Origin of the sequence: Pseudonocardia nantongensis, from assembly GCF_046546495.1 — a bacterium.
GTDB lineage: Bacteria > Actinomycetota > Actinomycetes > Mycobacteriales > Pseudonocardiaceae > Pseudonocardia > Pseudonocardia nantongensis.
Map to the genome: position 1 here is coordinate 39,145 of NZ_JBKGXT010000026.1, position 24,839 is coordinate 63,983.

Genomic DNA, 24,839 nt, shown 5'->3' on the forward strand with positions numbered 1-24,839 from the left:
GTGGCGCCACCGGTACCCGGCCGACCCGCCGCCCGGCCCGTACCGGTGCGCGGGGATCGGTAGCGGCCACCGGCGTCAGCCGCCGTGGTGCGGCGGGCGGTTCTCCCGCAGCCAGCGGTCCGCGGAGCCCTCCTCGCGCTCGTCGGCGGCCCCGCCGTCGGCGCGCTCGTCGCCCGGGGTGGCGGGCTCGTCACCGAAGATCTCCTCGATCCGGCGGCGCAGCCGCTCTGCGTCGGTCATGCCTCCATGGTGCCCCGCCACCGGCCCCGCGCGGCCACCCGGCGGAGCGACATCCGCCGGGTGCACCGGGCCGTCATCGCGTCGTGACCCCACGACACACCGTTCCGGTGCCACCATGAGAGCAGTACGCATGCTGCCCGCGCGACGGGTCGCGGGCAGCCAGTAGAGGGAGAGGACCGGCGATGGGGTTCCTGGACAAGGCCCGCGAGGCCGCGGAGAACGCGTTGGAGAAGGCCGGCCCGCAGCTGGAGAAGGCGAAGGAGAAGGCGGGCCCGCAGCTCGAGAAGGCCCGGGAGAAGGCCGGGCCGCTGGTCGGGAAGGCCGCCGAGCAGGTCGACAAGGCGACCGGCGGCAAGTACACGGACCAGATCGACGGCGTCAAGGGCAAGGTCGAGGGCGCGCTGGGACACGGCGGGCCGACCGCGCCCGGTGCCGGCACGCATTCCACCGGTGGCGACGCCGTCCCGCCGGTGCCGCCGGCCCCGCCCGGTGGCGACACCCTGCGCCCGCAGGGCAACCCGGCCGACTCGCAGCCGCCGACCCCGGGCGGCCGCACGGACGGCGGCGACGACGTCCCGCCGGTGCCGCCCGCCCGCTGACGGACGGCCCCGACAGCGACCGCGGGCCCCGGTGGAGCTCCACCGGGGCCCGCGGTCGTTCGTGTTCGGGGCGCTCGCGCGTCAGCTGTCGAGGCCGGACAGCTCCGAGATGACGTGCGGGACGAGCGGGGTCAGGGTCGCCATCCCGTCCCGCACCGCGGCGCGGGACGCGGCCAGGTTCACCACCAGCGTGCTGCCGGACACGCCGACGACCCCGCGGGACACCCCGGCGTCCACGGCACCCGCGGCGAGCCCGGAAGCCCGGATGGCCTCGGCGATGCCCGGCACCGGGCGGTCCAGCACACCGCTCGTGGCGTCCGAGGTGACGTCGCGGGGCGAGACCCCGGTGCCGCCGACGGTCACCACCAGGTCGACCCCACCGATCACGGCGGTGTTCAGGGCGCTGCGGATCGCCACGACCTCGCCCGGGGCGGTGACCACCCCGTCCACGACGAAGTGCGCCTCCTCGAGCAGCTCGGTGACCAACGGGCCGGTCGAGTCCGACCGTTCACCGGCGCTCACCCGGTCGTCGACGATCACCACGAGAGCACGGCCGATCTGCGGACCCGGGATCTCCATGCCGCCGACCCTATCTCCGGATCGGTGGGCGTGTGAGAGGCCGTGCCGGTGCAGGGAGGGGGACCCGCACCGGCACGACGCTCGTGACGGATACCGGTGGGGCACCACCGGACCGGTCACGTTCCAGCCCATCACGAGATGCTTCACCCGTCAACGAGACGAGGCGGCCGGCACCGCCCGGACGCTCAGCTCTCGCCGAGGGTGACCTGGACCGTCCGGTCGGCGAGCTGGAGATCGACGGTCGTCCCCGGTGGCTGGGAACGGACCGCGGCCTGCAGGTCGGTCCCGGTGGCGATCCGCTGGTCGCCGAGGCGGACCACCAGGTCCTGCGGGCGCAGGCCCGCCTTCTCCGCCGCACCGCCCGGCGTGACCAATGCCACTCGTGCGCCGGCCAGCTGCGGGTCATCGGTGACCTCGACGCCGAGCACCGCGTGCGTGGCCTGCCCGGTGGTGCGCAGCTGGTCGGCGACCCGGCGGGCCTGGTTCACCGGGATCGAGAACCCGACGCCGATCGACCCGCCGCCCGGGCCCGCGGTCGCGATCGCCGAGTTGATCCCGACGACCCGGCCCCGCATGTCCACCAGCGGCCCCCCGGAGTTGCCGGGGTTGATCGCCGCGTCGGTCTGGATCGCGTTGAGCACGGTCTGCTGGTTGCCGGGTTCGCCGCCCACGCTGACCGCGCGGTCCAGCGCGGACACGATGCCGGTCGTCACCGAGCCCCCGAGACCCAGCGGCGAACCGATCGCGGTGACCTGCTGGCCGACCCGGACGTTCTCCGAGTTGCCGAGCTCCACCGGGGTCAGGCCGGTCAGATTCACCTTCGCCAGCGCGATGTCCGACTGCGGGTCCCGGCCGACGACCTCACCGGTCGCGGTGCGGCCGTCCTGGAACACCGCACGCAGCGTCCCGCCGGTCGCCGCCGGGGCCACCACGTGGTTGTTGGTGAGGATCAGGCCGTCCTCGCTGAGCACCATCCCGGAGCCCTCGCCCTGCTCCCCGGTGTTGAGCGCGCCACCCTCCACCCGCAGCTGGACGACGCCGGGCAGCACCCGCTCGGCGACCGCCTCGACCGGGGTGGTCGGCAGGTCGGAGTCGGTGCCGGGGACCGGGTCCGACAGCACGCCGCCGTCCCCGGCCGACGACCGGGAGACCTCGGCGCCGATCGCGCCGCCGATCCCGCCGGCGACCAGCGCGAGGATCGCCCCGGCCGCGATGATCGCGACGAGCCGGCGCCGGCCCGGGGGCGGGCCGGGCGGCGGCGGGGGCTGCCCGGCGTAGGGCGGCGGGTAGGCCTGCGGGTACGGCGGCGGGTACGGGGCCGTACCCGGCTCGCCCTGGCCGTACGGGGCGTACGGGGGCGCTCCGGCGGGCATGCCCGGCGCGTCCGGCCGGTCGTAGGCCTGCGCGGCGCCCGGTGCGCCGGGAGCGGCCCACGGGCTGGGCGCGGCCCACCTGTCGGTCGGCGGGTCCTGCCGGGCGACGGGATCGGCCTCCGGCCCGGCGCCGTGCGCGGCCCCGGTGGCGTCCGGATCGGCACCGGGCTCGCCGGTTCCGGGCGGATCGGCACCGGGCTCGTCGGTTCCGGGCGGATCGGCACCGGGCTCACCGGCGCCGGGCAAATCGGTGCAGCGCGGATCGGTGTCGCCCTGGCCGGACGCCTCGTGACCGGCCGTCGCCGCGGCGCTCCCGCCGTGTCCGGTGCCGACGCCGTCCGAGTCGCTCGACCCGGTGCCCGCCGCGTCCTCCGCGACCCCGCCGCCCGCGGCAGGAGCCGGGGCGTCGTCCCCGGTCGTGCCGTCCGTCCCGCCCGTTCCGGTGGCGGCGATCGGGTCGGCCTCCGCGGCGGCCGGCTGCCGGTCCGGCGCCCCGGTCGACGACTCCGGCGTCGCGTCGGTCCCGGCCCCGTCGCCGGGCGGGTTGTCCTGGGCCATACGTCCACCGTCCGTCGTGTCGCGTGCACGGGCCGCCGTCGGCACGGCCCGTCCGGTCCAGGCTATGGGCTGTCCGGCTCCGCCACGTGACGACCCGGTAGCGCCATGGACAGCAGGGCCCCGCCCTCGGGAGCCTGCCCGGCCCGCACCTCGCCCCCGTGCCGGGCCGCCGCCTGCGCGACGATCGAGAGCCCGAGCCCGGATCCGGGCATCGTCCGGGACGTGTCGGCCCGGTAGAACCGGTCGAACACGTGTGGCAGGTCCGCGGTGGCGATGCCCTCCCCGGCGTCGGCGACCTCGACGACCAGCCACTCCGGCGAGATCGGGACCATCGACAGCCGGACCGTGCCGCCCGGCGGGCTCCACTTGGCCGCGTTGTCGAGCAGGTTGAGCACCGCGCGCTCCAGGGCGTTCGCGTCACCGTCGAGGACCCAGCGGGTGAGCTGCGCGTCGAAGGTGATGTCCCCGGCGCGGCGGCGGACGCGGACCAGCGCCCGCTCGACGACCTCGCCGAGCTCGAACGCCTCGGTGGCCATCGTGGGCGCGTCGTCCCGGGCCAGCTCGACCAGGTCACCGACCAGGTGCGAGAGCTCCTCCACCTGGGCCCGGACGTCGGCGATCAGCTCGGTCCGGTCCTCGGCCGGGAGCTCCGGCGCGTCCGGCCGGTCCGCCGAGGCGAGCAGCTCCAGGTTCGTCCGCAGCGAGGTGAGCGGGGTGCGCAGCTCGTGCCCGGCGTCGGCGACCAACCGGCGTTGCTGCTCCCGGGACGCGGCGAGCGCGCCGAGCATCGCGTTGAAGCTCACCGTGAGCCGGGCCAGCTCGTCGGACCCGGAGACCGGGATCGGGCGCAGGTCGCCGGTCGTCGCGACCCGCTCGGTGGCCGCGGTGAGCCGCTGCACCGGGCGCAGCCCGGTCCGGGCCACGGCGAACCCGGCCAGCGCGGCCAGGATCACCCCGCCGAGCCCGACCAGCGGCAGCGCGGTGCCCATCCGGCTCACCACCCGGGTCATCGTGCCCAGCTGCTGGGCGATGACCAGCGCGCGCCCGTCCCCGGCCTGTACCGCCACCACCCGGTACGGGACGCCGTCCAGGCCCGCGGTCCGTCCCGGCTGGGTGACACCGTCGCGGGCCACCTCGAGCTCCTCGGCGCCCACCGGCGGCATCGACGACTCGTCCGAGAAGATCGCCATCCCGGACGAGTACACCAGCGCGATCCGCAGGTCGGCGGCCCCGAGCACGTCCGGGGACACCGTGGCCAGCAGTTCCGGGTTGCCCAGCTCGCTCTGCGCGGCCGCGTAGGCGCGCTGGCGCAGCGTCTCGTCCAGCGAGCTGGTCAGGTTCTCCCGCACGACCAGGAACGCCGCCGCCGACACGATCAGCACCATCACCGCTGCGACCAGCGCGGCGAGCATGCCGATCCGGGCGCGCAGGGTGACCCGCTCCCGGTCTGCGGGCAGCTCGATCCGGCGCCACCAGCGGGTCCCCGGGGTCGCGGCGTCCGGGTCGCGGTCCGTCCCGGCCGGAGGCGCGGCAGTGCGCCGGCTCACGGGGGCGACTCCCGCAGCACGTACCCGACCCCGCGCACGGTGTGGATCAGCCGCGGCTCGCCGTCGGCCTCGGTCTTGCGGCGCAGGTATCCGACGTAGACCTCCAGGGCGTTGCCGCTGGTCGGGAAGTCGTAGCCCCAGACCTGTTCCAGGATCTGCCCCCGGGTCAGCACCCGGCGCGGGTGCGCGAGCAGCAGCTCCAGGAGCGAGAACTCGGTGCGGGTCAGGCTGATCGGCCGGTCGTCGCGGCGGACCTCGCGAGTGTCCGGGTCCAGCGACAGACCGGCGAAGGCCAGTGTCGCGGCGCCGGGCACCGCATCGGCGTCCTCCTCCTCGGGCGTGCGCCGGCGCAGCAGCGCGCGCAGCCGGGCCAGCAGCTCCTCCAGCGCGAACGGCTTGGGCAGGTAGTCGTCGGCGCCGGCGTCCAGCCCGGCGACCCGGTCGGAGACGGCGTCGCGGGCGGTGAGCACCAGGATCGGCAGGTCATCGCCGGCGCTGCGCAACCGCCGGCAGACCTCCAGGCCGTCCACCCGGGGCATCATCACGTCCAGGACGAGCGCGTCCGGGCGCTGGGTGAGCATCGTGTCCAGCGCCGCCTGCCCGTCCTCGGCGAGATCGACCTGGTAGCCGTTGAACGCCAGCGACCGGCGCAGCGAGTCCCGGACCGCCTTGTCGTCGTCGACGACCAGAATGCGCATGGGGCCAGTCTGGACCGGGGCCCTGAGAGGTGTCTGAGCGCCCGGTCTACGACGCCGTGTACGCCGCCGCCATGTCGTCGTCGCCGTGCCCGCGTTCGGAGGCCCGGTGCAGCCGCGCCCGCACCGCCTCGGCGACGTCGAGCCGGACCCCGGACGTCCCGGCGGCGTCGACGATCAGCCCGGCGTCCTTGGCCGCGTTGTCGACGGTGAAGCTGGGCGTCCAGTCGCCGTCCAGGATCGTCCGCGCCTTGTTCTGCAGGTAGGGCAGGTCGAGCGGGCCACCGGCGACGGCGTCCAGGAACGCCCGCGGATCCACCCCGAGCACCTGGGCGAGCGCGACCGACTCCCCGGTCGCGGCGGTGACCGCCAGCACCCAGCTGTTCGCGACCAGCTTGAGCCGGCTCGCGGCGGCCCCGGCGCTGGTGTCGGCGACCCACACGGTCTGCCGACCGACGGCGTCCAGGACCGGGTCCACGGTGGCCCGCACCGCCGGGTCGCCGGCGACGAACATCACCAGCTGCCCGGCCTCGGCGGGCGCCCGGGTGCCGAGCACCGGCGCGTCCAACAGGGTCAGGTCGTGCCGTTCGGCGATCGGGTGCAGCCGGTCCAGCGGCGCGACGCCGACGGTGCTGGTCTGCAGCCAGACCTGGCCCGCGGCCAGTCCTCCGGCGGCGTCGTCCATCACCGCGACGACGTCGTCGGCGTCCCCGAGCATGGTGACCACGACGTCGGCGCCGCGGACGGCCGCGGCCGGGTCGGCGGCCGCGACGGCGCCGGCGTCGACGAGCGGCTGCGCCTTGGCCGCGGTCCGGTTCCAGACCCGCAGCTCCAGCCCCGCGGCCAGGATGTTGCGGCCCATCCCGGCACCCATGATCCCGGTACCCAGCAGTGCGACGGTCGGTGCGCTCATGGTCGTCACGGTAGGGCGGCGGCGGTGATCTCGCCGGGGTTGATGACGGCGTGCCGAGTGGGTACCCGGTGTCCGTGAGCGACGAACTCGAGTTCTTCTTCGACCCGATCTGCCCGTTCTGCTGGGTGACCTCGCGCTGGGTGGTGGAGGTCGGCCGGCAACGCGAGCTGGCGGTGACCTGGCGACCGCTGCCGCTGGCGCTCCTCAACGAGGAGATCTCATACGACGAGCGCCGGAAGGTCTCCGAGGCCTACCCGGACAGCCACCTGCGCGGACTGGAGATGCTGCGGGTGATCCACGCGGCCCGGGAGAAGCACGGCCCGGAGGTGGTCGGCGACCTCTACACCGCGCTCGGCGAGCTGGTGTGGGACTCCCCCGCCCCGGAGGGCGAGGGCTTCGACCCGGTGATGCAGGTGATGGCGCAGCGCCGCGACCTGCGCCCGGCCCTGCAGCGCTGCGGGGTCTCCCCCGACCTCGCCGAGGCCGCCGACGACACCTCCCGGGACGCCGACCTGCGCACCGAGGTCACGGACGCGCGGCGGCGCTGCGGGGACGATGTCGGCACCCCGATCCTGTCCTTCGCCCCGCCGGACGGGCCGGCCCTGTTCGGCCCGGTGATCGACTCCGTGCCGTTCGGCGAGGACGCGGCGCGGCTGTGGGACGCGGTGCACACGCTCGCGACCTGGCCCGGGTTCGCCGAGCTCAAGCGGGGCCTGCGGTCGTTCCCGGACACCCCGCTGACCGCGCGGATCGCGCACGGCGAGACCACGGTGCGCTGAGCCGCGGCGCCCCGAGGGCTTCTGCTTCACTGGCGTCCGTGACCGACCCGGGAGCCCTCGGCTTCTCCAACCGGACCGGCCGTCCGCCCGGGCGACTGATCACCCTCGCTGGGCGGGTGCTGCCCGGGATCCGGAAGGTGCAGGCCCAGATCGAGCCGTGCGCGGCGTACTGGGAGGAGCACAACCGCACCGAGCTGACCCGGCCCGGGCCGCTGTGCGTGGTGCTCGGCGATTCGATGGCCCAGGGCGTCGGCGCGGCGACCCCGCAGGGCGGGTGGGCCGGCCGCCTGGCCACTGCCCTGCCCGGCCTGCGGATGGTGAACCTGTCCGCCTACGGCGCCCGGGTGGAGGACGTCCTCGACACCCAGCTCCCGGCCGCGCTGCGCCTGCAACCGGACCTGCTGGTCTGCCTGATCGGCTCGAACGACCTCATGCAGCCCAAGCACCAGGACGGCGTCGGCAACCGGTACGCGGTGCTGCTGGACCGGCTGCCGCCCGGCACGGTGATCGGCAACCAGCCCGGGACGTTCGCAGCCGCGCTGCAGGTCAACGGCCTGATCGACGACGCCGTCCGGCGCCGCGGGCTGGTGTTGGCCGAGCTGCGCGACCCGCGGACCCGGCACTGGCGCGGCAAGCTGGCCTCGGACCGGTTCCACCCCAACGACGCCGGTTACGCCGGCATCGCCCAGATCTTCACCGAAGCGGTCCGCCGGGCCGGGTACTACTAGGACCCGAGCCCGCCCGGTAGGTGTGCCCGGTCGGCGTCGTGGTGGTGACGCCCTCGGGTGTGCGTTCCACGCGCCAGCCGGGGTGTTCGCGGACGTGGTTGTGGAACTCGCACACCCCACGCCCCGACTCCAGCTCGGTGATACCACCGTCGTCGACACGACGGATGTGGTCGATGTGGCGGATCGGTGCGTCGCAGTAGGGGTCGGCGCACCGGTTGCGGGTCCGGGCCCGGATGACCTCGGTGAGGAACCCGGTGAAGTTCCGCTGCCGGGAGTCACCCCCGACCACGGTCCCGGCCCGGGTGGTCAACCGTCGCCAGGTGATCCGACCGTCGGCGGTGGCCAGCAGGTCGGCCGGGACGGGCCCGTAGCCGGGGATCTCCACCGGTAGCGGACTGTCCGGGTCGACCAGCAGCTCCAGCGGAACCAGTACCTGTAGCTGCAGGTCGGTCTGCCCGGCGTGCGCGGCACCGGTGAGGCGCTCGACCAGGGTGTCGGCGGTGAACTGGCCACGGGTCCGGGTGAGCGGCTCCGGGCTGCAGGAGGCCGCAGCGTGGGCTTTCGTCAGGGCGGCCAGGCAGCTGACGGCCTGTTCGAGGGGGAGGTAGGCGCTCAGGTAGGCCATGCCGTCCGGGGCGGGGCGCACGGTGACCCGCCGCCCCTCGCGGACTTCGCGGGCCCGCCGGCGGAACTGGTGCGGTGCGACGCGGGCGGCGATGCTGCGGGCCAGATCGCGGATCCGCCCCAGGCCGAGCTCGGTGAGGTCGTGGTCGGCGAGGCGGCGGTCGACCTCGCGACGCTGCTCGGTGTCGAGGTGGTCGGTGGCCGCGGCGATCGCAGCGGCAGCCTCGGCGTTGAGCGCACCGGCGGCGTGCAGGGCGCGGACACGGTCCAGGCCGTCGTGCAGGTCGCGGGCCACCCGCACCCGGCCGGCGGCGACGGTCGGCGAGGTCCGGGTGGCCAGCGCGACCTGCGCGCGGACGCTGCGGTCCAGCTTCTCCGGCTCCACGGTCCCCGCGGCGATCCGCGCCGCGACGTGGGTGCGGGCGAACCCCCGGATCCGCGCGGTCTGCAACGCCGCCAGTGAGGTCTGCAGCGTCTGGAGCTGGGTGATCTGGTCGATCAGCTCCGCCTCGCCGGCCCCGTCGGTGTCCGCGCATGCGGCGTGTTCCACGGCGACCTGGATCAGGGCGAGGTCCAGGTGTGGGAATCCGGGGTTGTCGGTGTCGGGTAGTGGTGGGTCGTCGACCGCTGCCATGGCTCTCATTCTAGCTGGCAACTCGACATTTATCGAACATGCGTTCGCTACTGCGAAGCTCGAGTGAGGTGGGTTCGCTCGCCGGGTTCTCGGGGAGCTCGGCGACGACGGCGGGGCCACGAGCCGGCCGCGAGACCGCCCGGCGGTCAGGCGGACGCCTCGGGGGCGAGGCCGGACAGGCGCAAGCCGGCGCCGGCCGAGGCGGCTGCCCTGCCGGACACCGAGACCGGACGCTGAGGCCGGAGACCGAGGCCGGGCCGACCCGACCACGGACGGACCCCTTCCGATCTCCTCGGGCACCTCCGGTTCCGGGCGTTACGCCGCCGAGCTCCCGGCGAGCACCCGTTCGCGGCGGGCGCCGGCCTTCTCCGAGCGCCCCGCGACGACCGCGACGACCAGCCCGACCGCGGCCAGCCCGGCCGCGACCACGTTCGGCGAGGCGTAACCGAAGCCGGCGCCGATCACCGCGCCGCCCAGTGCCGCGCCGATCGCGTTCGCGACGTTGAACGCCGCCTGGTTGGCTCCCGACGCCAGGTTCGGCGCGTCCCCGGCGGCGGTGATGATCCGCAGCTGCACGGCCGGGACCAGCGAGAACGTCGCCACCGCGAACGCGAACAGCGCCACCATCGCGGTCGCCTGGTTCTGCAGTGCCGGGACGAACAGCAGCGCGACGACGATGTCGGCGACCAGCGCACCGTAGATCGTCGGCATCGTGGCGAGGTCGGCCAGCCGGGCGCCGACCAGGTTCCCGACCGTCATCCCGACGCCGAACAGCGCCAGCAGCAGCGTCACCTCGGTCGGGGTGAAGCCGGCGACCTCGGTCAGCATCGGCGTGATGTAGCTGTAGGTGGAGAACAGCACGGCCCCACCGACGGTCGCGATCAGCAGCGCCAGCCACACCGGCCGGTGGGCCAGGGCACGCAGCTCCTGGCCGAGCCGGACCCCGCCACCGGCCCGGACGTCCGGCACGGCGAGGACGACCGCGAGCGCGGCGGCCGCGGCGATCAACCCGACGACGGCGAACACCCAGCGCCAGCCGACCTGCTGCCCGATGAGCGTCCCGACCGGGACGCCGGCCACGTTGGCCAGGGTGAGCCCGGCGAACATCATCGACATCGCCCGCGCCCTGCGGTCCGGGGTCACCAGGTTCCCGGCGACGACCGCGCCGATGCCGAAGAACGCGCCGTGCGGCAGCCCGGCCAGGAACCGGGCGCCGAACACCAGCTCGTAGCTGGGCACGAGCGCGGAGAGCAGGTTGAACCCGGCATAGCCGCCCATCAGTGCGACCAGCACGGCCTTGCGCGGGAACCGGTTCGCCGCGGCGATCAGCAGCGGCGCCCCGACGACGACGCCGAGCGCGTAGGCCGAGATCAGCCGGCCGGCGTCCGGGATGTCGACGCCGAGACCGCCGGCGACGTCCGGGAGCAGCCCCATGATCACGAATTCGCCGGTGCCGATCGCGAACGCGCCGACGGCGAGTGCGGCGAGCGCGAGCGACGGGCGCGTGGTGACGGCACGCATCGTTGCCCCTCCGGGAGTGCGGTGGTGGTGGAGATCCGACGTCCGGGGTCACCGGACCGGATATGCCTCCGAGATACAGAGCGACGTCGTCGACGCGAATATCCACGCTAGACGAGGAAATGCCGTCCGGCCAGGCCCGGACGCTGTCCCCTGCGTCACGTCGCTCTGGTCGGTGGCCCGACAAGGGCATGCACCTGAGCTGATCGGAATTGCACGGATGTCACTCACGATTGAATGTGCCGACGTGTCCGCGCGATCCATGTTGCGTTGTAGTGATAGGTATCACCTGTGACAACTCATAGCGTTTCCGCGCGTCTTCTCCTGTGACCGGCTCGAACAGATCCGGTCGGATTTCGAGGAACGGGGGAACCATGAGATCCACTATTGCGCGACTGGGCCTGGGCCTGGCGGCAGCCGCGACGGCGATCGTATCGGTGGCGACGGCGGCGTCCGCGGCGCCGGCCGACCCGGCACCACTGGTCGGGCCACCGTGCGAGGTCGGCAACCTGTGCGTCTGGGACGGGCCGGGCTACACCGGCAACCGGGTCGACTACCGCGTCTGCGACATCTACGACGTCCGCGCGGAGCCCGCCGCGCTGAGCAGGGTCGCGTCGTTCGTGAACAACCAGACGGGCGACCAGGTCGCGACGTTCTCCGGGCCGGGCCCGGACGGCGCCGTCGTGCCGCAGTACTCGTCCACCGCGGTGGACGCGCGCCCGGACACCACCGACCGCACCACCTGGGTCGTGCAGCCCTGCTGACCGGCCCCGCGCGGTGACGGCGGTGGCGCCCGGCCACGGGGGGTGGGCGCCGCCGCCGTTCCCGTCGGTCCCGCACGACCGGACCGGAGGGCAGGCGGGCACGGGCATCGCCGTGTCCGCCGCCAGGTCCGCACCCGGCGAGCACGAGGGCACCGCGGCCGGACGACAACCGGTCGGCCACGACGGAGGTCAACCGGCCGGCGGCGCCTTGTCCCGCTCCGGACCGGAAGCACCTGCGTCGTGCTCCGGCACCTTTCCCGTGGCCGTCCTGACGGCGGCGCCCTCGGCTGCGGCCTCCCCGCTCACGACCTCCCGGGACGACGGGTCCGCCTCGGCCGACGGTCCCGGCGGACGTCCGGAGACGACCACGGTCGTCAGCGGGCCCTCCCTCCGGAACCCGACCAGCAGCGCCGCGAGCATGCCGCAGACCAGGATGAAGATCGGCAGGCCGATCACGGTGATGACCTCCTCGAGCGCGCTGATCGCCTCGTCCCCGCCGAGCAGCAGCAGGGCGGCGGCGAGCCCGCCGAGCGCGAGCGCCCAGAACAGCCGCTGGCGCAGCGGGCTCATCTCGCCCGTGCCGGAGCAGAGCATGTCGACCACCAGCGACGCCGAGTCCGCGGAGGTGACCAGGAACAGCACGACCACGATGACCGCGATCCCGGAGATCAGCGTCGCCATTGGGAGCTGTTCGAAGAACGCGAACATCGCCAGCGAGGCGCCGCTGTCGGCCACCGCGGTGGAGATCGGGCCGCCCTGGCCGTCGATCCCGTCCGAGGCCATCGCCGACCAGCCGAAGATCACGAACCAGACGACCGTGAACGCGGCCGGTGCGAGCAGCACACCGCCGACGAACTGGCGAACGGTGCGGCCGCGCGAGATGCGGGCGAGGAACACGCCCATGAACGGTGCCCAGGTGACCGTCCACGCCCAGTAGAAGACGGTCCAGCTCGCCTGCCAGCCCCAGCCCTCCGGGTCGGTGTAGGCGGCGAGCGAGTCGTTCCAGAACGACAGCGGGATGATGCTGCTGGCGTAGACGCCGATGCTCTCGACCAGCGAGCGCAGCAGGAAGACCGTCTGTCCGCCCGCGAAGAGCACGAACAGCATGAGGCCGACGGCGATGCTGATGTTCAGGTTGGACAGGCGCTTGATGCCCTTGTCCAGGCCTGCCGCCACGGAGAACGTCGCGATCACCGCGACCAGCAGGACGATCCCGACACGCAGCACGGTCGAGTCCGCCATCCCGGTCAGCGCGCTGATGCCGGCGCTGATCTGGGAGGTGCCCAGGCCCAGCGACACGGCGAGGCCGAACATCGTGCCGAGCACCGCGGCCACGTCGATGGTCTTCCCGACGGGACCGTGGATCCGGTCACCGAGCAGCGGGTAGAACACCGACGACACGCGCAGCGGCAGGTTGTAGCGGTAGATGAAGAACCCGAACGCCAGCCCGGGCAGGGTGAAGATCGCCCAGGTGTGCAGGCTCAGGTGGTAGAGCGCGAACGACATGGCGTCCTCGGCCGCCTGCGCGCTGTACGGCGCGACGCCCTCGAACGGCGGCTCGCTGAAGTGCGAGATCGGCTCGGCCACGCCCCAGAACATCAGGACCGTGCCGATACCACCGGCGAACAGCATCGCGAACCAGGACACGTTCGAGTACTCCGGCTTGTCGTCCGCGCCCCCGAGCTTGAGGTTGCCGTAGCGGGACAGCGCCGCCCAGGCCAGGAACGCGAGCCAGACGGTCACGCCGAGCACGAAGAACCAGCCCAGGTTCGTGGTGATCCACTCCCGGCCGGCGGCGAATACGCTGCCGATCGGCCCCGGAAAGATCAGCAGCAGGGCCAGGAAGAAGAGCATCAGACCGGCCGACCAGAAGAAGATCTGCGGGTTCGTCCGCAGACCCAGCTTGTTCGCGAGATCCTGCACTCGACCGCTCCTCCCCGACCGACGGGCCACACCGCTGTTCGGACGTCCGCGGGCGGAAGCGGGGGCTGCGTCGGCGCCGTCGCGAAAGAATGTCCGAATGCTGTCGGTGTGTCCACTGATGATCGTCGTGGATCGCCTCGCGTGCGGCCGGTTCAGCCGTCTGACCTGCACGTATCTCAGGTCCACAACGGTGCGTGATCACTCATCCGTCCGACGCCGTCCGGCCTCCCGGTAGGGTCACCCATACCGGGAGGCCGACGGTCGTCACGTGTCCGCGGGCGGGTCAGCCGAGAAGGACCGGCAGCGTGTCGTAGCGGGTCCAGAGCGGCATCGGTTCGAGGCGCAGTTCGTCGCGTGGGATCGCCAGCGACACGTGGGGGTGCCGGGCGAGCAGCGTCTGCACGGCGATGCGGGCTTCGAGGCGGGCCAGGTTCGCCCCGAGGCAGAAGTGCGGCCCGTAGCCGAAGCCGAGGTGGTGGTTGGGGCTGCGGGTGATGTCGAACCGGTCCGGCGCGTCGAAGGCGTCCGGGTCCCGGTTCGCCGATCCCAGCAACGGCAGGACCGAGGATCCGGCAGGGATGGTCCGGCCGTCCCAGTCGATGTCCTCGGCGGCGGTGGCCGGCTTGGTGCCACCGACCGGCCCGGAGTAGCGCACGATCTCCTCGATCGCCGAGCGCCACAGTGCGTCGTCGTCGGGGGCCTGCTGCAGGCGGGTGCGCTGTTCGGGATGGTCGAGCAGGGTGACGACGGCGTTGGTGATCAGGTTGTAGGTGGTCTCGTAGCCGGCGATGACCAGGGTGAACACCATGGCCACGACCTCGTCCTCGGAGAGACGGTCACCGTCCTCCTCGGCGTGGATCAGGCCGGTGAGGATGTCGTCGCCCGGATCATCGTGCTTGCGGGCGACCAAGTCCCGGGTGAACGCCACCAGATCACGGATCTGGAGGTCCCAGCCCTCGGCGCTGCGGTCGCTGAGCAGGGCGGTGACTCCACTTTGGAACCGCGGGCGGTCGGCCTCGTCGACCCCGACCATCTCGGCGATGACGGTGTAGGGAATGGGCAGGGCGAACTCCTGCCGCAGGTCGACGACGTCCTGGCCGGCCAGCGCGTCGAGCCGCGCGACCGCCAGGTCGCGGACCCGCTCCCCGAGCTTCGCGGTCATCCTCGGGGTGAACGGCCTGGACACCAGCGAGCGCAGCCGCTTGTGTTCCGGATCGTCCTTCATGATCACCGACTCGATGCTGAGCAGCCGCAGGTGCTCGGGCAACCCGGTCGTCATGGCCGAACCACCTGCCGGTGAACGGGGCAGCCGGGGGTCGGTGAGCATCGCCCGGCAGTCCCGGTACCGCGAGAAGACCCAGATCGGCTGGGAGACCGGCCCGTACTCAAGCCGGGTCCGGGCCAGCGGGGCGTTCTCGCGCAGCCAGGCGTAGTGCGCCTGCGGGTCGGCGACGAACTCCGGGGTCCCGATCGTGAACGGGGCCTCGGGCACCGGTGTGGTGGGAGTGCTCATGTCCGGTTCTCCTGTCCGATCGTGCGTCGTTCCTGGCGCGGTCGGCCTCGATCGCCACCAGGTCTCATCGCTTACCTGCCCCACATCGAGCCGAGCCCCCGGGATGTCGCGGCGGCCACCGCGTCCGGGCTGGTGTGCGACAGCAGGTGCCCACCGCCCGGGACCGTGGTCGTCGCTGCTTGCAGCAGGCCCGCCGCTGCCGGCCGCACCCGTCCGGGTGTGAAGAACCGGTCGTGTTCGCCCACCAGCACCTGGCACGGCGTCGTATGCCACCCGGCGACGACGCGCTCCGGCAACGGTGACGGGGACAGGCTGCTGCGGACGTGCCGCGCCACCAGTGCCATCCAGTCGACGAGCTGGTCGTGGTCCGCCACCACGCCCTCGCCGTACATCGTGGCGAGCATCCGCGCCGAGCGTGCCGGCGTCGGTCGCAACAGCCACGGCACCGACGCCCGCAGCACTCCCGGGGTGAGCCGGGCAACGACGAGCCCGGCCGGCGCCGCCAGAAGCAGTCCGCCGACCTTCGGCCCCGGGGACGCGCACAACGCCACCGCCGCCCCGCGCGATTCACCAGCCAGGAGCACCGGCCCCTCGCCCACCGCCGCGAGCACATGATCCAGCCAGGCCCGGTACCCGTCGACCAGGTCGGCCTGCGGACGCTCCCCCGCGCTCAGCCCGGGCTGCCCCGGCAGGTCGGCCACGGTGACCCGGACCGAACCCGCCAGCGCCCGGATCACCGGGATCGAGGTGGCGGCGTTCATGTTCGTCCCCGGCAACAGCACCAGATCCTGCGGCCCGCTGCCGGACGTCGTCAGATGGGTCGGGCCGAGCGGTGAGTCCACGACCCGCCGGTCCGCCGACGGCAACCGCCCATCCAACTCGTCGGCGCACCAGGCGTGGATCGCCGTGCGTCCTCGATCCGAGCGGTAGATGTCCACCGAGGCCCCCTCCGGACGCAGCACCATGACCACGCCGACCAGGCTTCCCGGCACACCAGGAGGGCGACCTTACGCCGCGCAATCACCGAAGGGAAGGGTCGCGCCGACTACCTCCGAGGTCAGGACGCCGGGGCATGATCCTGTTTGGACGGCCATCTTCTGGGGCGGTGACGGCGTAGAACACGCACGCGGTGGCGATGACCCGGCGCCCGTCGGCGGCGGTGTCGACGCGACGGCCCACGAACGGGCCGAGCAGGTGGGGCAGTGATGCAGGCGGCGAGCGCGCCGGCCAGCAGGCCGGATCCCCCGCCGGCGGTGACGAGCAGGACGATGCCGACCACCGCGCCCGCGTCACCGCACCGGGCCGGTGCTGCGGCGACGACGTAGCGCGCGACCCCGCCGGCCGCGGCATCGCGCTCGACAGTGGACGGTTCGAAGCGGGACACGGCAGGTCAGTGACGCGCCAGGATCGGCGCGAGCCCCCGCACGGCCTGGTCGACGCGATGCCGGGCGCCGTCCGGAAGCCCCTGGAGCGGCCTGGGCAGGTTCGGCGCCCCCACGAGGCCCATCTGCTCGGCGATCGCCGAGACCACCCGCAGGCTCCCGTAATCACCGAACAGCTCCCACAGTGGAGCGAGGTCGTCCGAGATCGAGGAGGCGGTGTCCGGGTCGTCGCGCTGGGCGGCACGGGTCAGCGCGAGGCACGCCTGAGGCCACAGTCCCCCCAGCACGCTGTACCAGGCGTCGCAGCCGGCGAGCAGCCCGCCGGCTGCGGCGGGATCGCCGCTGACCCCGATCGTCACGTGCGAGGGGATGCGGGCCCGCAGCTGCTCGACCCGCTCGCGGGCTGCCTGCGGGTCCGCGGGCGTGGCCGGGATCTTGATCGACCCGACGCGGGGCAGCGCGGCGATGCGGCCGTGCAGCTCGTCGCTGAACGTGAAGTGCGTGGTGCCCGGGTTGTCGTAGACCACGAGCGGGACCGACAGCGTCGCCGTCACGTCGGCGTAGAGGTCGTAGACCTCCTCGTCGGTCAGCGGCTGGTACGACATCGGCGCCAGCAGCACCGCACTCGCCCCGCCCGCCTGGGCGTCCTCGGCGTGGCGCAGGACGTCCACGGTGCGCAGCCCGCCGATCCCGACCAGGACGGGGGTCCGCCCCGCGGCCCGGACGGCCACCTCGGCCAGCCGGCGCCGCTGCTCGCGCGTCAGGTAGGCGTAGCTCCCGGTCGACCCCAGCGCCCCGATCGAGTCGACCCCGGCCCGGTCCAACCTCGCCACGAGATCGAAGAACGCCGACTCGTCGACGTCCGTCTCGCTGACCGGGGTCAACGGGAACGCGCTCAACCCTGTGAACACCTGTATCGGCTCCTTCGCATCACGACACCGTATGTCACCACCTGTCCCGGACCGGATGGACGAGCTCGCCGACCGGATCGGCTCGGCGGCATGAGCCCCAGATGTGCCCCAGGACGACGACGGCGATGGGAAGGTGCCAGAGACTCCCAGGTAGCCTTCATGCAGGCCCTCGTAGCTCAGGGGATAGAGCACCGCTCTCCTAAAGCGGGTGTCGCAGGTTCGAATCCTGCCGGGGGCACGCAGGTCAGAGGGTTGGTCCACCCGGGTGGACGTCATGGACAGGCACCTGGAGCTCCTCATCGAGGAGACAACCCGACAGCGCTACGAACAGGTCATCCGGACCCACATCCGGCCGCTGATCGGTCACTTCCAGCATCTCGAACGTAGCGGCCGAGCCGCCACACCCGCCGTCTCCGGCCGGGCACCGATCATGGCGTGGAGTCGGCGTAACTCGCACCCGTCCGGGTAACCCGACGACGGGCCCGGGCCGCGGCCCACCGGCGTTCGTTCCGAAAGGCGGGCCATGTCCGACGGAATCCGCGCTCACGGCCTGCGTAGAGGGAACTCCCCTGCATCGCTGTCGGCGGTGGCGCGCGACCGCGCGCGCCGGCGTCCGGACGACCTGAGGCCGGCGATCCCGACCCCGCTGCGGGTGGGTGCCGCGTGGGGCTGGCGGCTCTTGGTGCTCGTCGCCGTGGTGTGCATCCTCGGCCTGATCGTCTGGTACCTGGCCTCGCTCGTCGTTCCGGTCGCGATCGCGCTTCTGCTGGCCGCGCTGCTCTCCCCCGCGGTGGGCTGGCTGCAGCGCCACCGGATCCCCCGGGGTACGGCGACCGCGGCGGTCATGGTCGGCGGTCTCGCGCTGCTCGGCGGCGTGCTCACCTTCGTCGTCATCACGGTCGTCGCCGGTCTGCCGGAGCTCGGGGCCCAGCTCTCGGCCGCCGTCGACGCCGTCGTCGCCTGGCTCAGCCGGTCCGGGCCGCTGCGCCTGAGCGAGCAGCAGCTGCTGGAGGCCCGGACCGAGCTGTTCTCCACCCTGCGCGACAACCAGGGCGCGATCACCGCCGGGGCACTGACCACCGCGGTCACGATCGGTGAGCTGGTGACCGAGACCCTGCTGGCGCTGTTCGCGCTGATCTTCTTCCTGCACGGCGGGGCGGCCATCTGGCAGTTCCTGCTCGGTGCGGTGCCGGCCGAGATGCGCACCCGCGCCGACGTCGCCGGACGCCGGAGCCTCACCGCCCTCGTCAGCTATATCCGGGCCACGGCCGCGGTCGCCGTCGTCGACGGCGTACTGCTCGGCATCGGGCTCGCCGTCCTCGGCGTCCCGCTCGCCGCTCCGCTCGCCGCGCTGGTCTTCCTGGGCGCGTTCGTCCCCATCCTCGGTGCGGTGGTCAGCGGCGCTGCGGCCGTCCTGGTCGCACTCGTCGCGCAGGGCCCGATCATCGCGCTGATCGTGCTCGCGCTGCTGGTCGCGATCATGCAGCTCGAAGGCCACGTGCTGCAGCCGTTCCTGCTCGGACGGGCGGTCAAGCTGCACCCACTCGCCGTGGTCCTCGCCATCGGAGCCGGACTGGTCGTCGCCGGGATCCCCGGCGCCCTGCTCGCCGTCCCGTTGCTGGCCGTGCTGAACTCCGGCATCCGATCGCTACGCAGCGACGCCGATCACGAGGCCGATCCCGCCGACATCCACACGAGCGAGCCCACCGAGAGCGCCGTCCCGATCGACGAACCCGCGCCCGAGCGGGAACCGGACACCACCGAGCCGGCCAGGACGGCCGGGCCGGACCACTGAATCGCTACCGGCCCTGCCGCGAAGGGCTTCCCGGCATCCAGGAGTGCCGCCTGATCGTCCCGAGCAGGGTTCCACCCGACCGTGTGGGCCACCTTCCCGATTGCGGCGATCCCGTCGGGGTAGCTCCGGTCCATGCGGCATCGGCGAGCGACGAGGGCCCCGGGCGTCCGACGACCGTTGTCAGGCGCTGCTCCCTCGTCACGCGCGTGCTGGCGCCGGCTCGCGACCACGGTGCTCGGCACCGGCGGCCTGCTCGGCCTGCTCGTGGTGAGCATGCTCGCGGTCGGGTACCTGCTGCCGGCGCCGATGCTGGTCGTTCCAGCGGCCGCCGCGACGGCGGTCGCCGTCCACATCACCGCCCGCAGCCGCGATGTCCGGGCGGTGGCAGCCACCCCTCGGCGGCTCACCGACACCGCCCGGGCCGCGCATGTCGACGCGGCTCCCCGCCGCCGTCGCACCACGCCCGCGTGGCCGACCGGGCGGCACCGGCGGGCGTCCCTCCGGGCGGCGGCACACGTCGGTGGCGAGATCACCGCCTCGCCGTGGCGGACCTCCAGGGTATGACCGCGCAGCCCTGCCGCTGCGGCTACGCGGGCGCGCCTATCGACGCCCGTCATCGTCATTGGACGACGGCTACCGCGCGGTCCCGCCCCCGGACCGCTCGGCCTGCAACCGGGCTTCCTCGCGCTGAGCCTCGGCCCGGGTGTTGCGCTCGCGGCGGAGCCACTCCGGCTGCTCCTCCTTCAACGCCGCGATCTGGGCGGTGGTCAGCGGCTCGGTGATCTCGGCACGGGCCAGACCGGAGATCGACACCCCGAGCCGGTCCGCGACGACCGGGCGGGGATGCGGGCCGTTGCGCCGCAGCTCGCGCAGCCACTCGGGCGGATCGGCCTGCAGGGCGTCGAGCTCGTCGCGCGAGACCACCCCGTCCCGGAACTCGTCGGGCGTCGCCTCGAGGTACACGCCGAGCTTCTTCGCCGCCGTCGCGGGCTTCATCGTCTGGGTCGCCCTCTGCCGCGTCATACGCCCAGGCTATCGGGATCGGACCGGCCGATAGTCTGGGCCGGTGACCGAGCCCGACGACACCGTGTCCTTCCGGCTCGGCTACGTCCCGGGCGTCACGCCGGGCAAGTGGGCGCGGATCTGGGCCGAGCGCCGTCCGCAGGTCCCCCTGGAGCTGATCACGGCGACCACGGACGAGGCGGTGGAGCTCGTCCGGACCGGCGAGGTGGACGCCGGCGTGGTCCGGCTGCCGATCGACCGGACCGGGCTGCACGCGATCCCGCTCTACACCGAGACCACCGTGGTCGTCGTCGGGAAGGAGCACCTGGTCACCGCGGCCGAGCAGGTCACGCTCGCAGACCTGGCCGACGAGATCGTCCTCCGTCCACTGGACGACACACTCCCCTGGCCCGGGGACCGGCCGGGACGAGCGGCGGCGACCGACCCCGCCACGACGGCCGAGGCGATCGAGCTCGTCGCCGCGGGCATCGGCCTGCTGGTCGTCCCCCAGTCGCTGGCCCGCCTCCACCATCGCCGGGACCTCACCTACCGACCGCTGACCGACGCGCCGGAGTCGGTCGTCGTCCTCGCCTGGCCGGACGCGGAGAACACGGACCTGATGGAGGAGTTCATCGGGATCGTCCGCGGGCGCACGGTCAACAGCTCCCGCACCCCCCGCCGGGCGGGGACCCCGGCACCGGGGACACCCGCCCCCTCGAAGAAGGGCGCCGCCCGACGCCCTCCGCCCCGGCGCGGCACGCGCCGCCGCTGAGCTCACCCGTAGACGACGATGTTCCCGCACGGAGCCCGTGCGGGAGCGGCGTACGTGCGACGCGCAGGCTCAGGCTGCAACGGAGCAACAGCACTCTCGGCGTGCCCAACGTGGATCGTCACTCCAGTGACGGTGTTCGATTACGTCGGCATGCATGCCGCCTGCCCACCAATGCCGCTACGCTTCGCCCCGTCAGGTACCCGCCGCGCTGCCTGAGGTGCGAGCGTCCGAGCCTGCCGGGCACGGCGACGAGACAGCTCGACGGGACGGGGCCGGTCGCGAGCAGGCCGGGACGGAGGCGACATTTCCGCTGCTGACGTGACTGTGAGGCAACTCCGCTACTTCATCGTCCTGGCGGAGGAGTTGAACTACCACCGCGCCGCCGCCCGGCTCTTCATCTCCCAGCCCGCGCTGTCCAACGCCATCAAGCAGTTGGAGAACCAGTTCGGCGTCGCGCTGTTCGAGCGCAGCACTCGGGAAGTCCATCTCACCGACATCGGCAGGAGCTGGCTCCCCGAAGCAAGGAACGCGATCGATCACGTCGACGCCGCTGTCGACCACCTCTCGACCCTCTCCGGCGGGCGGCGGAGTCGGCTACGGCTCGGCTATCTGATCGGCACCGGCGCCGACATGGTCTTCGAGCTCGTGCGCGGTTTCGAGGCGGCTCACCCCGACATCGCAGTCGACCCCGTCGAGTACGACTTCGCGGATCCGACCGCGGGGCTCGCCGACGGCCGATCCTCGATCGGGTTGATCAGGCCGCCCGTCGAGCTCCCCCGACTTCGCTCACTCGTCGTCGACAGCGAGACGTGGGTGGCCTGCCTCTGGCGCGACCACCCGCTCGCCGAACGCGGTGAGGTCAGAATCGGTGAGCTGCTCGACGACCCCATCGTCGCGGCGCCCGAGAGCGCAGGAATATGGCGGGATCACTGGTTGGCGATGGACGCACGCAACGTGCCACCGACCGTGGCCGCCGTGGCCAACACCTACGAAGCCGAGATCACGTGTGTGGCACGCGGCCTCGGAATCAGCTTCACCACCGCCTCGAGCGCGCGCCTCTACGACCGGCCGGGTGTCGTCTACGTTCCGATCGTCGATCGCCCGCCGAGCCGCGCCGCTCTCGCCTGGATCCCCGAGAACCTTCCCTACGCGGGCGACCTCTTCCTGCGCCACGTACGGCGCCAGCGTGGACGATGGAGCGACACGCACGCCGCGCGATAACGTCCAGTTATCAGCTGATCCAGATTCGGAACTTCTTCTTCGCCGTCGACTGCGCTTACCTGTCTCCACCGCAATGACGCGATCCACAGCGGACCGCCGGAGCCGAGACGGAGCAGCCGTGACCGAGAACGAAACGCGTCCCGCAGTACAGGGGCTCGTCGCGGGGGCGGCACCCGCTGACGAGGACGCCCGCCTGGCCGACTTCGGCTATACCCAGCGACTGGACCGCTCGATCGGTCCGCTCGCGTCCTTCGCCATCGGCTTCGCCACGATCAGTGCGACGACAGCCGTCTTCACCGGGTTCGGGGCCGGATTCACCAGTGCCGGCGCTCCGTTCGTCTGGACGCTGCTGATAGCCGGTGCCGTGTTCGCGGTGTGGACGACGATCGCCGCCGACCTCGCCGCGAAGATCCCGCTCGCCGGCTACTCCTACCAGTGGACGAGCCGGATCAACGGTCCGAACCTGGGCTGGTTCACCGGCTCGATCGCGGTGATCGGGTGGATCTGTGGGATGACCGGCGTCGGGTACATCTTCGCGGGCTACCTGGCCGGCCTGTTCGGACTCGAGACGAACCAGACGACGCAGATCCTGATCGCGATCGGCGTCGTCGCGCTCTGCGCCCTGATCAACATCTACGGCGTCCGATTCGCGACGATGGTCAACAACACCGGCGTCGCGCTCGAGCTGGTCCTGACGGTGCTCGGCACGCTGGTGGTGGCTGTGGTCGCGTTCTCGGCGCCGGACCGACACCAGCCGCTGTCGACCCTGTTCACGCCGGGTGGTTCGGGCGAGCAGGCGAGCTACGCGCTGGCGTGGCTCGCCGCAGCGCTCGGCCCGTTCTTCGGGCTGATCGGGGTCGAGTCCAGCGCGGACGTCGCGGAGGAGACCAAGCGAAGCCGCCATGTGGTGCCGCGCGCCATGATGTACGCGCTCGGAGCCTCGATCGTCGTCGAACTGCTGATGTACATCGTCTACGTCCTCGCCATCCGGGACGAGGCCGCCGTCCTGGCCAACAGCTCCGCTCCGATCGAGACGATCATCGATCAGCAGCTGGGTCCGGTCGCCACCAAGATCGTGGTTGCGATCGCTCTCACCAACATTCTGGCCTGCCTGCTCGCCAACATGCTCGTGGCGACCCGCTTGGTCTACTCGATGTCGCGGGACAACATGCTGCCGTTCTCCGCGGCCTGGCGGCGGGTGTCACCCCGCACGCTGACCCCGACCGCCGCGGTCGTCGGCCTCGGCTCGCTCTCCACGCTGATGCTGTTGTCGGCGCTGGTGAACGAGGAGGCGTTCACCTACATCATCGGTGTCGCCTCGCTGGCCTTCTTCGCCGTCTACACCTTGCAGACCATCGGGCTGCTCATCGGCGTCCGGAAGGGCACGATCCCGGCCGCCGAGGCGGGGACGTTCGATCTCGGCCGGTTCCGGACGCCGCTTTATCTCCTCGCCCTGGCGGTGTTCCTCACCGTCGCCGGGGCGCTGATCCTGCTCCCGGAGTTCGCAGGAAACGGCTGGGTGTTTCTGGGCATCGTCGTCGTCTGTGCGCTCTGGTGGGCCACCGCGTTGCGTGCGCGGCTGCGCGCGGGCGAGGCCGGCGCCGGCTACGCCGGCAAGCACACCTCCTGAGCCCCTGTCAATCGCTCACCCACGGAAGGGAATCCCACCATGACCATCGCCGACTCCGGCACCGACTTCTCGACCAGCAACCTCGTCGCGGTCGAGCCCGGGGCGATCCGGGAGGACACGCCGCCCGGCTCCGTGATCCAGTACAGCGACTACGAGCTCGACACCTCCAGCCGCTACGCCGGCGGGGTGGCGTGGATCGAGGGCGAGTACGTCCCCGCCTCCGACGCACGGATCTCCATCTTCGACACCGGCTTCGGCCACTCGGACCTGACCTACACCGTCGCGCACGTGTGGCACGGCAGGATCTTCCGGCTGTCCGACCACGTCGACCGCCTTCTCGACGGCGGCCGAAGGCTGCGGCTCGCCTCGCCCTACGACAAGGCCGAGATCGCCGAGATCGCGAAACGCTGTGTCGCCCTCTCCCAGCTGCGCGAAGCCTATGTGAACATCACGCTCACCCGCGGCTACGGCAAGCGGAAGGGCGAGAAGGACCTGAGCAAGCTCACCTCGCAGATCTACGTCTACGCGATCCCGTACCTGTGGGCTTTCCCTCCGCACGAGCAGATCTTCGGCACCTCCGCGGTCGTGCCGCGGCACGTACGGAGAGCCGGGCGCAACACCATCGACCCGACGATCAAGAACTACCAGTGGGGCGATCTGACCGCCGCGAGCTTCGAGGCCAAGGATCGTGGCGCGCGCACCGGCATCCTCCTCGACGCCGACGGGTGCGTCGCCGAAGGCCCCGGATTCAACGTCGTCGTGGTCAAGGACGGTGCGCTGGCGTCCCCGCCCCGCAACGCACTTCCCGGGATCACGAGGAAGACCGTCTTCGAGATCGCCGACGCGCGGGGCATCCCAGCCGAACTACGCGACGTCAACGGCCCGGAGCTCTACGACGCCGACGAGCTGATGGCCGTGACGACGGCGGGCGGAGTCACTCCGATCACCACTCTCGACGGCGTCGCCGTCGGCGACGGCGAGCCGGGCCCGATCACGGTGGCGATCCGTGACCGGTTCTGGGCTCTGATGGACGAGCCGTCTGCGCTGATCGAGCCGATCGAGTACTGAGCCCGGGCCCGCGCGGTACGGCGGGCACCGACGCCCGTCGTCGGCCGGGTCTGCATGGATCAAGTCATCGG

General features: G+C 72.7%; 23 protein-coding genes and 1 tRNA gene. 11 read left to right on the forward strand and 13 right to left on the reverse strand.

All coding sequences use genetic code 11. The features are described 5' to 3' along the window. Positions 1–75: 75 nt before the first annotated feature. Positions 76–240: a hypothetical protein gene (locus ACLFMI_RS23430; RefSeq protein ID WP_410950104.1), complete on the reverse strand. Its 165-nt coding sequence runs from the start codon at positions 238–240 to the stop codon at positions 76–78. 182 nt (positions 241–422) lie between these two features. Between ACLFMI_RS23430 and ACLFMI_RS23435 the strand changes: the two genes are divergently transcribed. Then, positions 423–839 (forward strand): Rv0909 family putative TA system antitoxin, encoded by a 417-nt coding sequence (locus ACLFMI_RS23435; RefSeq protein WP_410950105.1) that lies wholly within the window; start codon positions 423–425, stop codon positions 837–839. Positions 840–920: 81 nt separating this feature from the next. Here ACLFMI_RS23435 and ACLFMI_RS23440 read toward each other — a convergent pair whose 3' ends face one another. From ACLFMI_RS23440 to ACLFMI_RS23460, 5 genes are all read right to left on the reverse strand, one after another. After that, positions 921–1,418, reverse strand: coding sequence for a MogA/MoaB family molybdenum cofactor biosynthesis protein (locus tag ACLFMI_RS23440; protein WP_410950106.1), 498 nt, complete (start codon positions 1,416–1,418; stop codon positions 921–923). Between the two features lie 185 nt (positions 1,419–1,603). Next, positions 1,604–3,349: a trypsin-like peptidase domain-containing protein gene (locus ACLFMI_RS23445; protein ID WP_410950107.1), complete on the reverse strand. Its 1,746-nt coding sequence runs from the start codon at positions 3,347–3,349 to the stop codon at positions 1,604–1,606. Between the two features lie 62 nt (positions 3,350–3,411). After that, positions 3,412–4,896, reverse strand: a complete 1,485-nt coding sequence (locus ACLFMI_RS23450; RefSeq protein WP_410950108.1) for a sensor histidine kinase — start codon at positions 4,894–4,896, stop codon at positions 3,412–3,414. Continuing rightward, complete coding sequence (locus tag ACLFMI_RS23455) at positions 4,893–5,594, reverse strand: response regulator transcription factor (RefSeq protein ID WP_410950109.1); 702 nt, start codon at positions 5,592–5,594, stop codon at positions 4,893–4,895. The genes ACLFMI_RS23450 and ACLFMI_RS23455 overlap by 4 nt, the downstream gene beginning before the upstream one ends. A gap of 46 nt (positions 5,595–5,640) precedes the next feature. Continuing rightward, entirely contained in the window at positions 5,641–6,504 is an 864-nt protein-coding gene (locus ACLFMI_RS23460; protein ID WP_410950110.1) for an NAD(P)-dependent oxidoreductase, read from the reverse strand. A gap of 74 nt (positions 6,505–6,578) precedes the next feature. On the opposite strand from ACLFMI_RS23460, the gene ACLFMI_RS23465 reads away from it, so the two are divergent. Together ACLFMI_RS23465 and ACLFMI_RS23470 are read left to right on the forward strand one after the other, a co-directional pair. Next, positions 6,579–7,283: a mycothiol-dependent nitroreductase Rv2466c family protein gene (locus ACLFMI_RS23465; RefSeq protein ID WP_410950111.1), complete on the forward strand. Its 705-nt coding sequence runs from the start codon at positions 6,579–6,581 to the stop codon at positions 7,281–7,283. A 38-nt stretch (positions 7,284–7,321) separates the two neighbouring features. After that, the gene (locus ACLFMI_RS23470) at positions 7,322–8,011 is read left to right on the forward strand and encodes an SGNH/GDSL hydrolase family protein (RefSeq protein WP_410950112.1); all 690 of its coding nucleotides are present in this window, start codon (positions 7,322–7,324) and stop codon (positions 8,009–8,011) included. Here ACLFMI_RS23470 and ACLFMI_RS23475 read toward each other — a convergent pair. Beyond that, positions 7,977–9,269 carry a DUF222 domain-containing protein gene (locus ACLFMI_RS23475; RefSeq protein WP_410950113.1) on the reverse strand — a complete coding sequence of 431 codons (1,293 nt, stop codon included), beginning with the start codon at positions 9,267–9,269 and terminating at the stop codon, positions 7,977–7,979. The two genes, ACLFMI_RS23470 and ACLFMI_RS23475, sit on opposite strands and share 35 nt — an antisense overlap. A gap of 315 nt (positions 9,270–9,584) precedes the next feature. Beyond that, entirely contained in the window at positions 9,585–10,790 is a 1,206-nt protein-coding gene (locus tag ACLFMI_RS23480) for an MFS transporter (RefSeq protein ID WP_410950114.1), read from the reverse strand. 371 nt (positions 10,791–11,161) lie between these two features. Between ACLFMI_RS23480 and ACLFMI_RS23485 the strand changes: the two genes are divergently transcribed. Further along, positions 11,162–11,551: a peptidase inhibitor family I36 protein gene (locus ACLFMI_RS23485; RefSeq protein ID WP_410950115.1), complete on the forward strand. Its 390-nt coding sequence runs from the start codon at positions 11,162–11,164 to the stop codon at positions 11,549–11,551. Positions 11,552–11,740: 189 nt separating this feature from the next. Here ACLFMI_RS23485 and ACLFMI_RS23490 read toward each other — a convergent pair whose 3' ends face one another. The 4 genes from ACLFMI_RS23490 to ACLFMI_RS23505 form a co-directional block, all read right to left on the reverse strand. Next, positions 11,741–13,474 carry a BCCT family transporter gene (locus tag ACLFMI_RS23490; protein WP_410950116.1) on the reverse strand — a complete coding sequence of 578 codons (1,734 nt, stop codon included), beginning with the start codon at positions 13,472–13,474 and terminating at the stop codon, positions 11,741–11,743. Positions 13,475–13,757: 283 nt separating this feature from the next. Beyond that, a complete protein-coding gene (locus tag ACLFMI_RS23495) occupies positions 13,758–14,987 on the reverse strand; it encodes a cytochrome P450 family protein (RefSeq protein ID WP_410950117.1) in 1,230 nt (409 codons plus the stop codon). A 71-nt stretch (positions 14,988–15,058) separates the two neighbouring features. Continuing rightward, positions 15,059–15,979: an alpha/beta fold hydrolase gene (locus ACLFMI_RS23500; protein WP_410950118.1), complete on the reverse strand. Its 921-nt coding sequence runs from the start codon at positions 15,977–15,979 to the stop codon at positions 15,059–15,061. 398 nt (positions 15,980–16,377) lie between these two features. Further along, entirely contained in the window at positions 16,378–17,280 is a 903-nt protein-coding gene (locus ACLFMI_RS23505) for a dihydrodipicolinate synthase family protein (protein WP_410950119.1), read from the reverse strand. Between the two features lie 165 nt (positions 17,281–17,445). Between ACLFMI_RS23505 and ACLFMI_RS23510 the strand changes: the two genes are divergently transcribed. The 3 genes from ACLFMI_RS23510 (at position 17,446) to ACLFMI_RS23520 (ending at position 19,639) form a co-directional block, all read left to right on the forward strand. Beyond that, positions 17,446–17,518 (forward strand) — tRNA-Arg (locus ACLFMI_RS23510). A 348-nt stretch (positions 17,519–17,866) separates the two neighbouring features. After that, a complete protein-coding gene (locus tag ACLFMI_RS23515) occupies positions 17,867–19,075 on the forward strand; it encodes an AI-2E family transporter (protein WP_410950120.1) in 1,209 nt (402 codons plus the stop codon). 231 nt (positions 19,076–19,306) lie between these two features. Next, positions 19,307–19,639, forward strand: coding sequence for a hypothetical protein (locus ACLFMI_RS23520; protein ID WP_410950121.1), 333 nt, complete (start codon positions 19,307–19,309; stop codon positions 19,637–19,639). A gap of 69 nt (positions 19,640–19,708) precedes the next feature. Here the strand turns inward: ACLFMI_RS23520 and ACLFMI_RS23525 are convergent, their stop codons facing one another. Continuing rightward, on the reverse strand, positions 19,709–20,098 hold the full coding sequence (locus tag ACLFMI_RS23525; protein WP_410950122.1) for a DUF5997 family protein: 390 nt from the start codon (positions 20,096–20,098) through the stop codon (positions 19,709–19,711). Between the two features lie 43 nt (positions 20,099–20,141). On the opposite strand from ACLFMI_RS23525, the gene ACLFMI_RS23530 reads away from it, so the two are divergent. The 4 genes from ACLFMI_RS23530 (at position 20,142) to ACLFMI_RS23545 (ending at position 24,768) form a co-directional block, all read left to right on the forward strand. Continuing rightward, positions 20,142–20,849, forward strand: coding sequence for a LysR family substrate-binding domain-containing protein (locus ACLFMI_RS23530; RefSeq protein ID WP_410950123.1), 708 nt, complete (start codon positions 20,142–20,144; stop codon positions 20,847–20,849). A gap of 318 nt (positions 20,850–21,167) precedes the next feature. Further along, positions 21,168–22,070 carry a LysR family transcriptional regulator gene (locus tag ACLFMI_RS23535; protein WP_410950124.1) on the forward strand — a complete coding sequence of 301 codons (903 nt, stop codon included), beginning with the start codon at positions 21,168–21,170 and terminating at the stop codon, positions 22,068–22,070. A gap of 118 nt (positions 22,071–22,188) precedes the next feature. Continuing rightward, on the forward strand, positions 22,189–23,700 hold the full coding sequence (locus tag ACLFMI_RS23540; protein WP_410950125.1) for an APC family permease: 1,512 nt from the start codon (positions 22,189–22,191) through the stop codon (positions 23,698–23,700). A 39-nt stretch (positions 23,701–23,739) separates the two neighbouring features. Then, complete coding sequence (locus ACLFMI_RS23545) at positions 23,740–24,768, forward strand: aminotransferase class IV (protein ID WP_410950126.1); 1,029 nt, start codon at positions 23,740–23,742, stop codon at positions 24,766–24,768. The last annotated feature ends 71 nt before the right edge of the window (positions 24,769–24,839 follow it).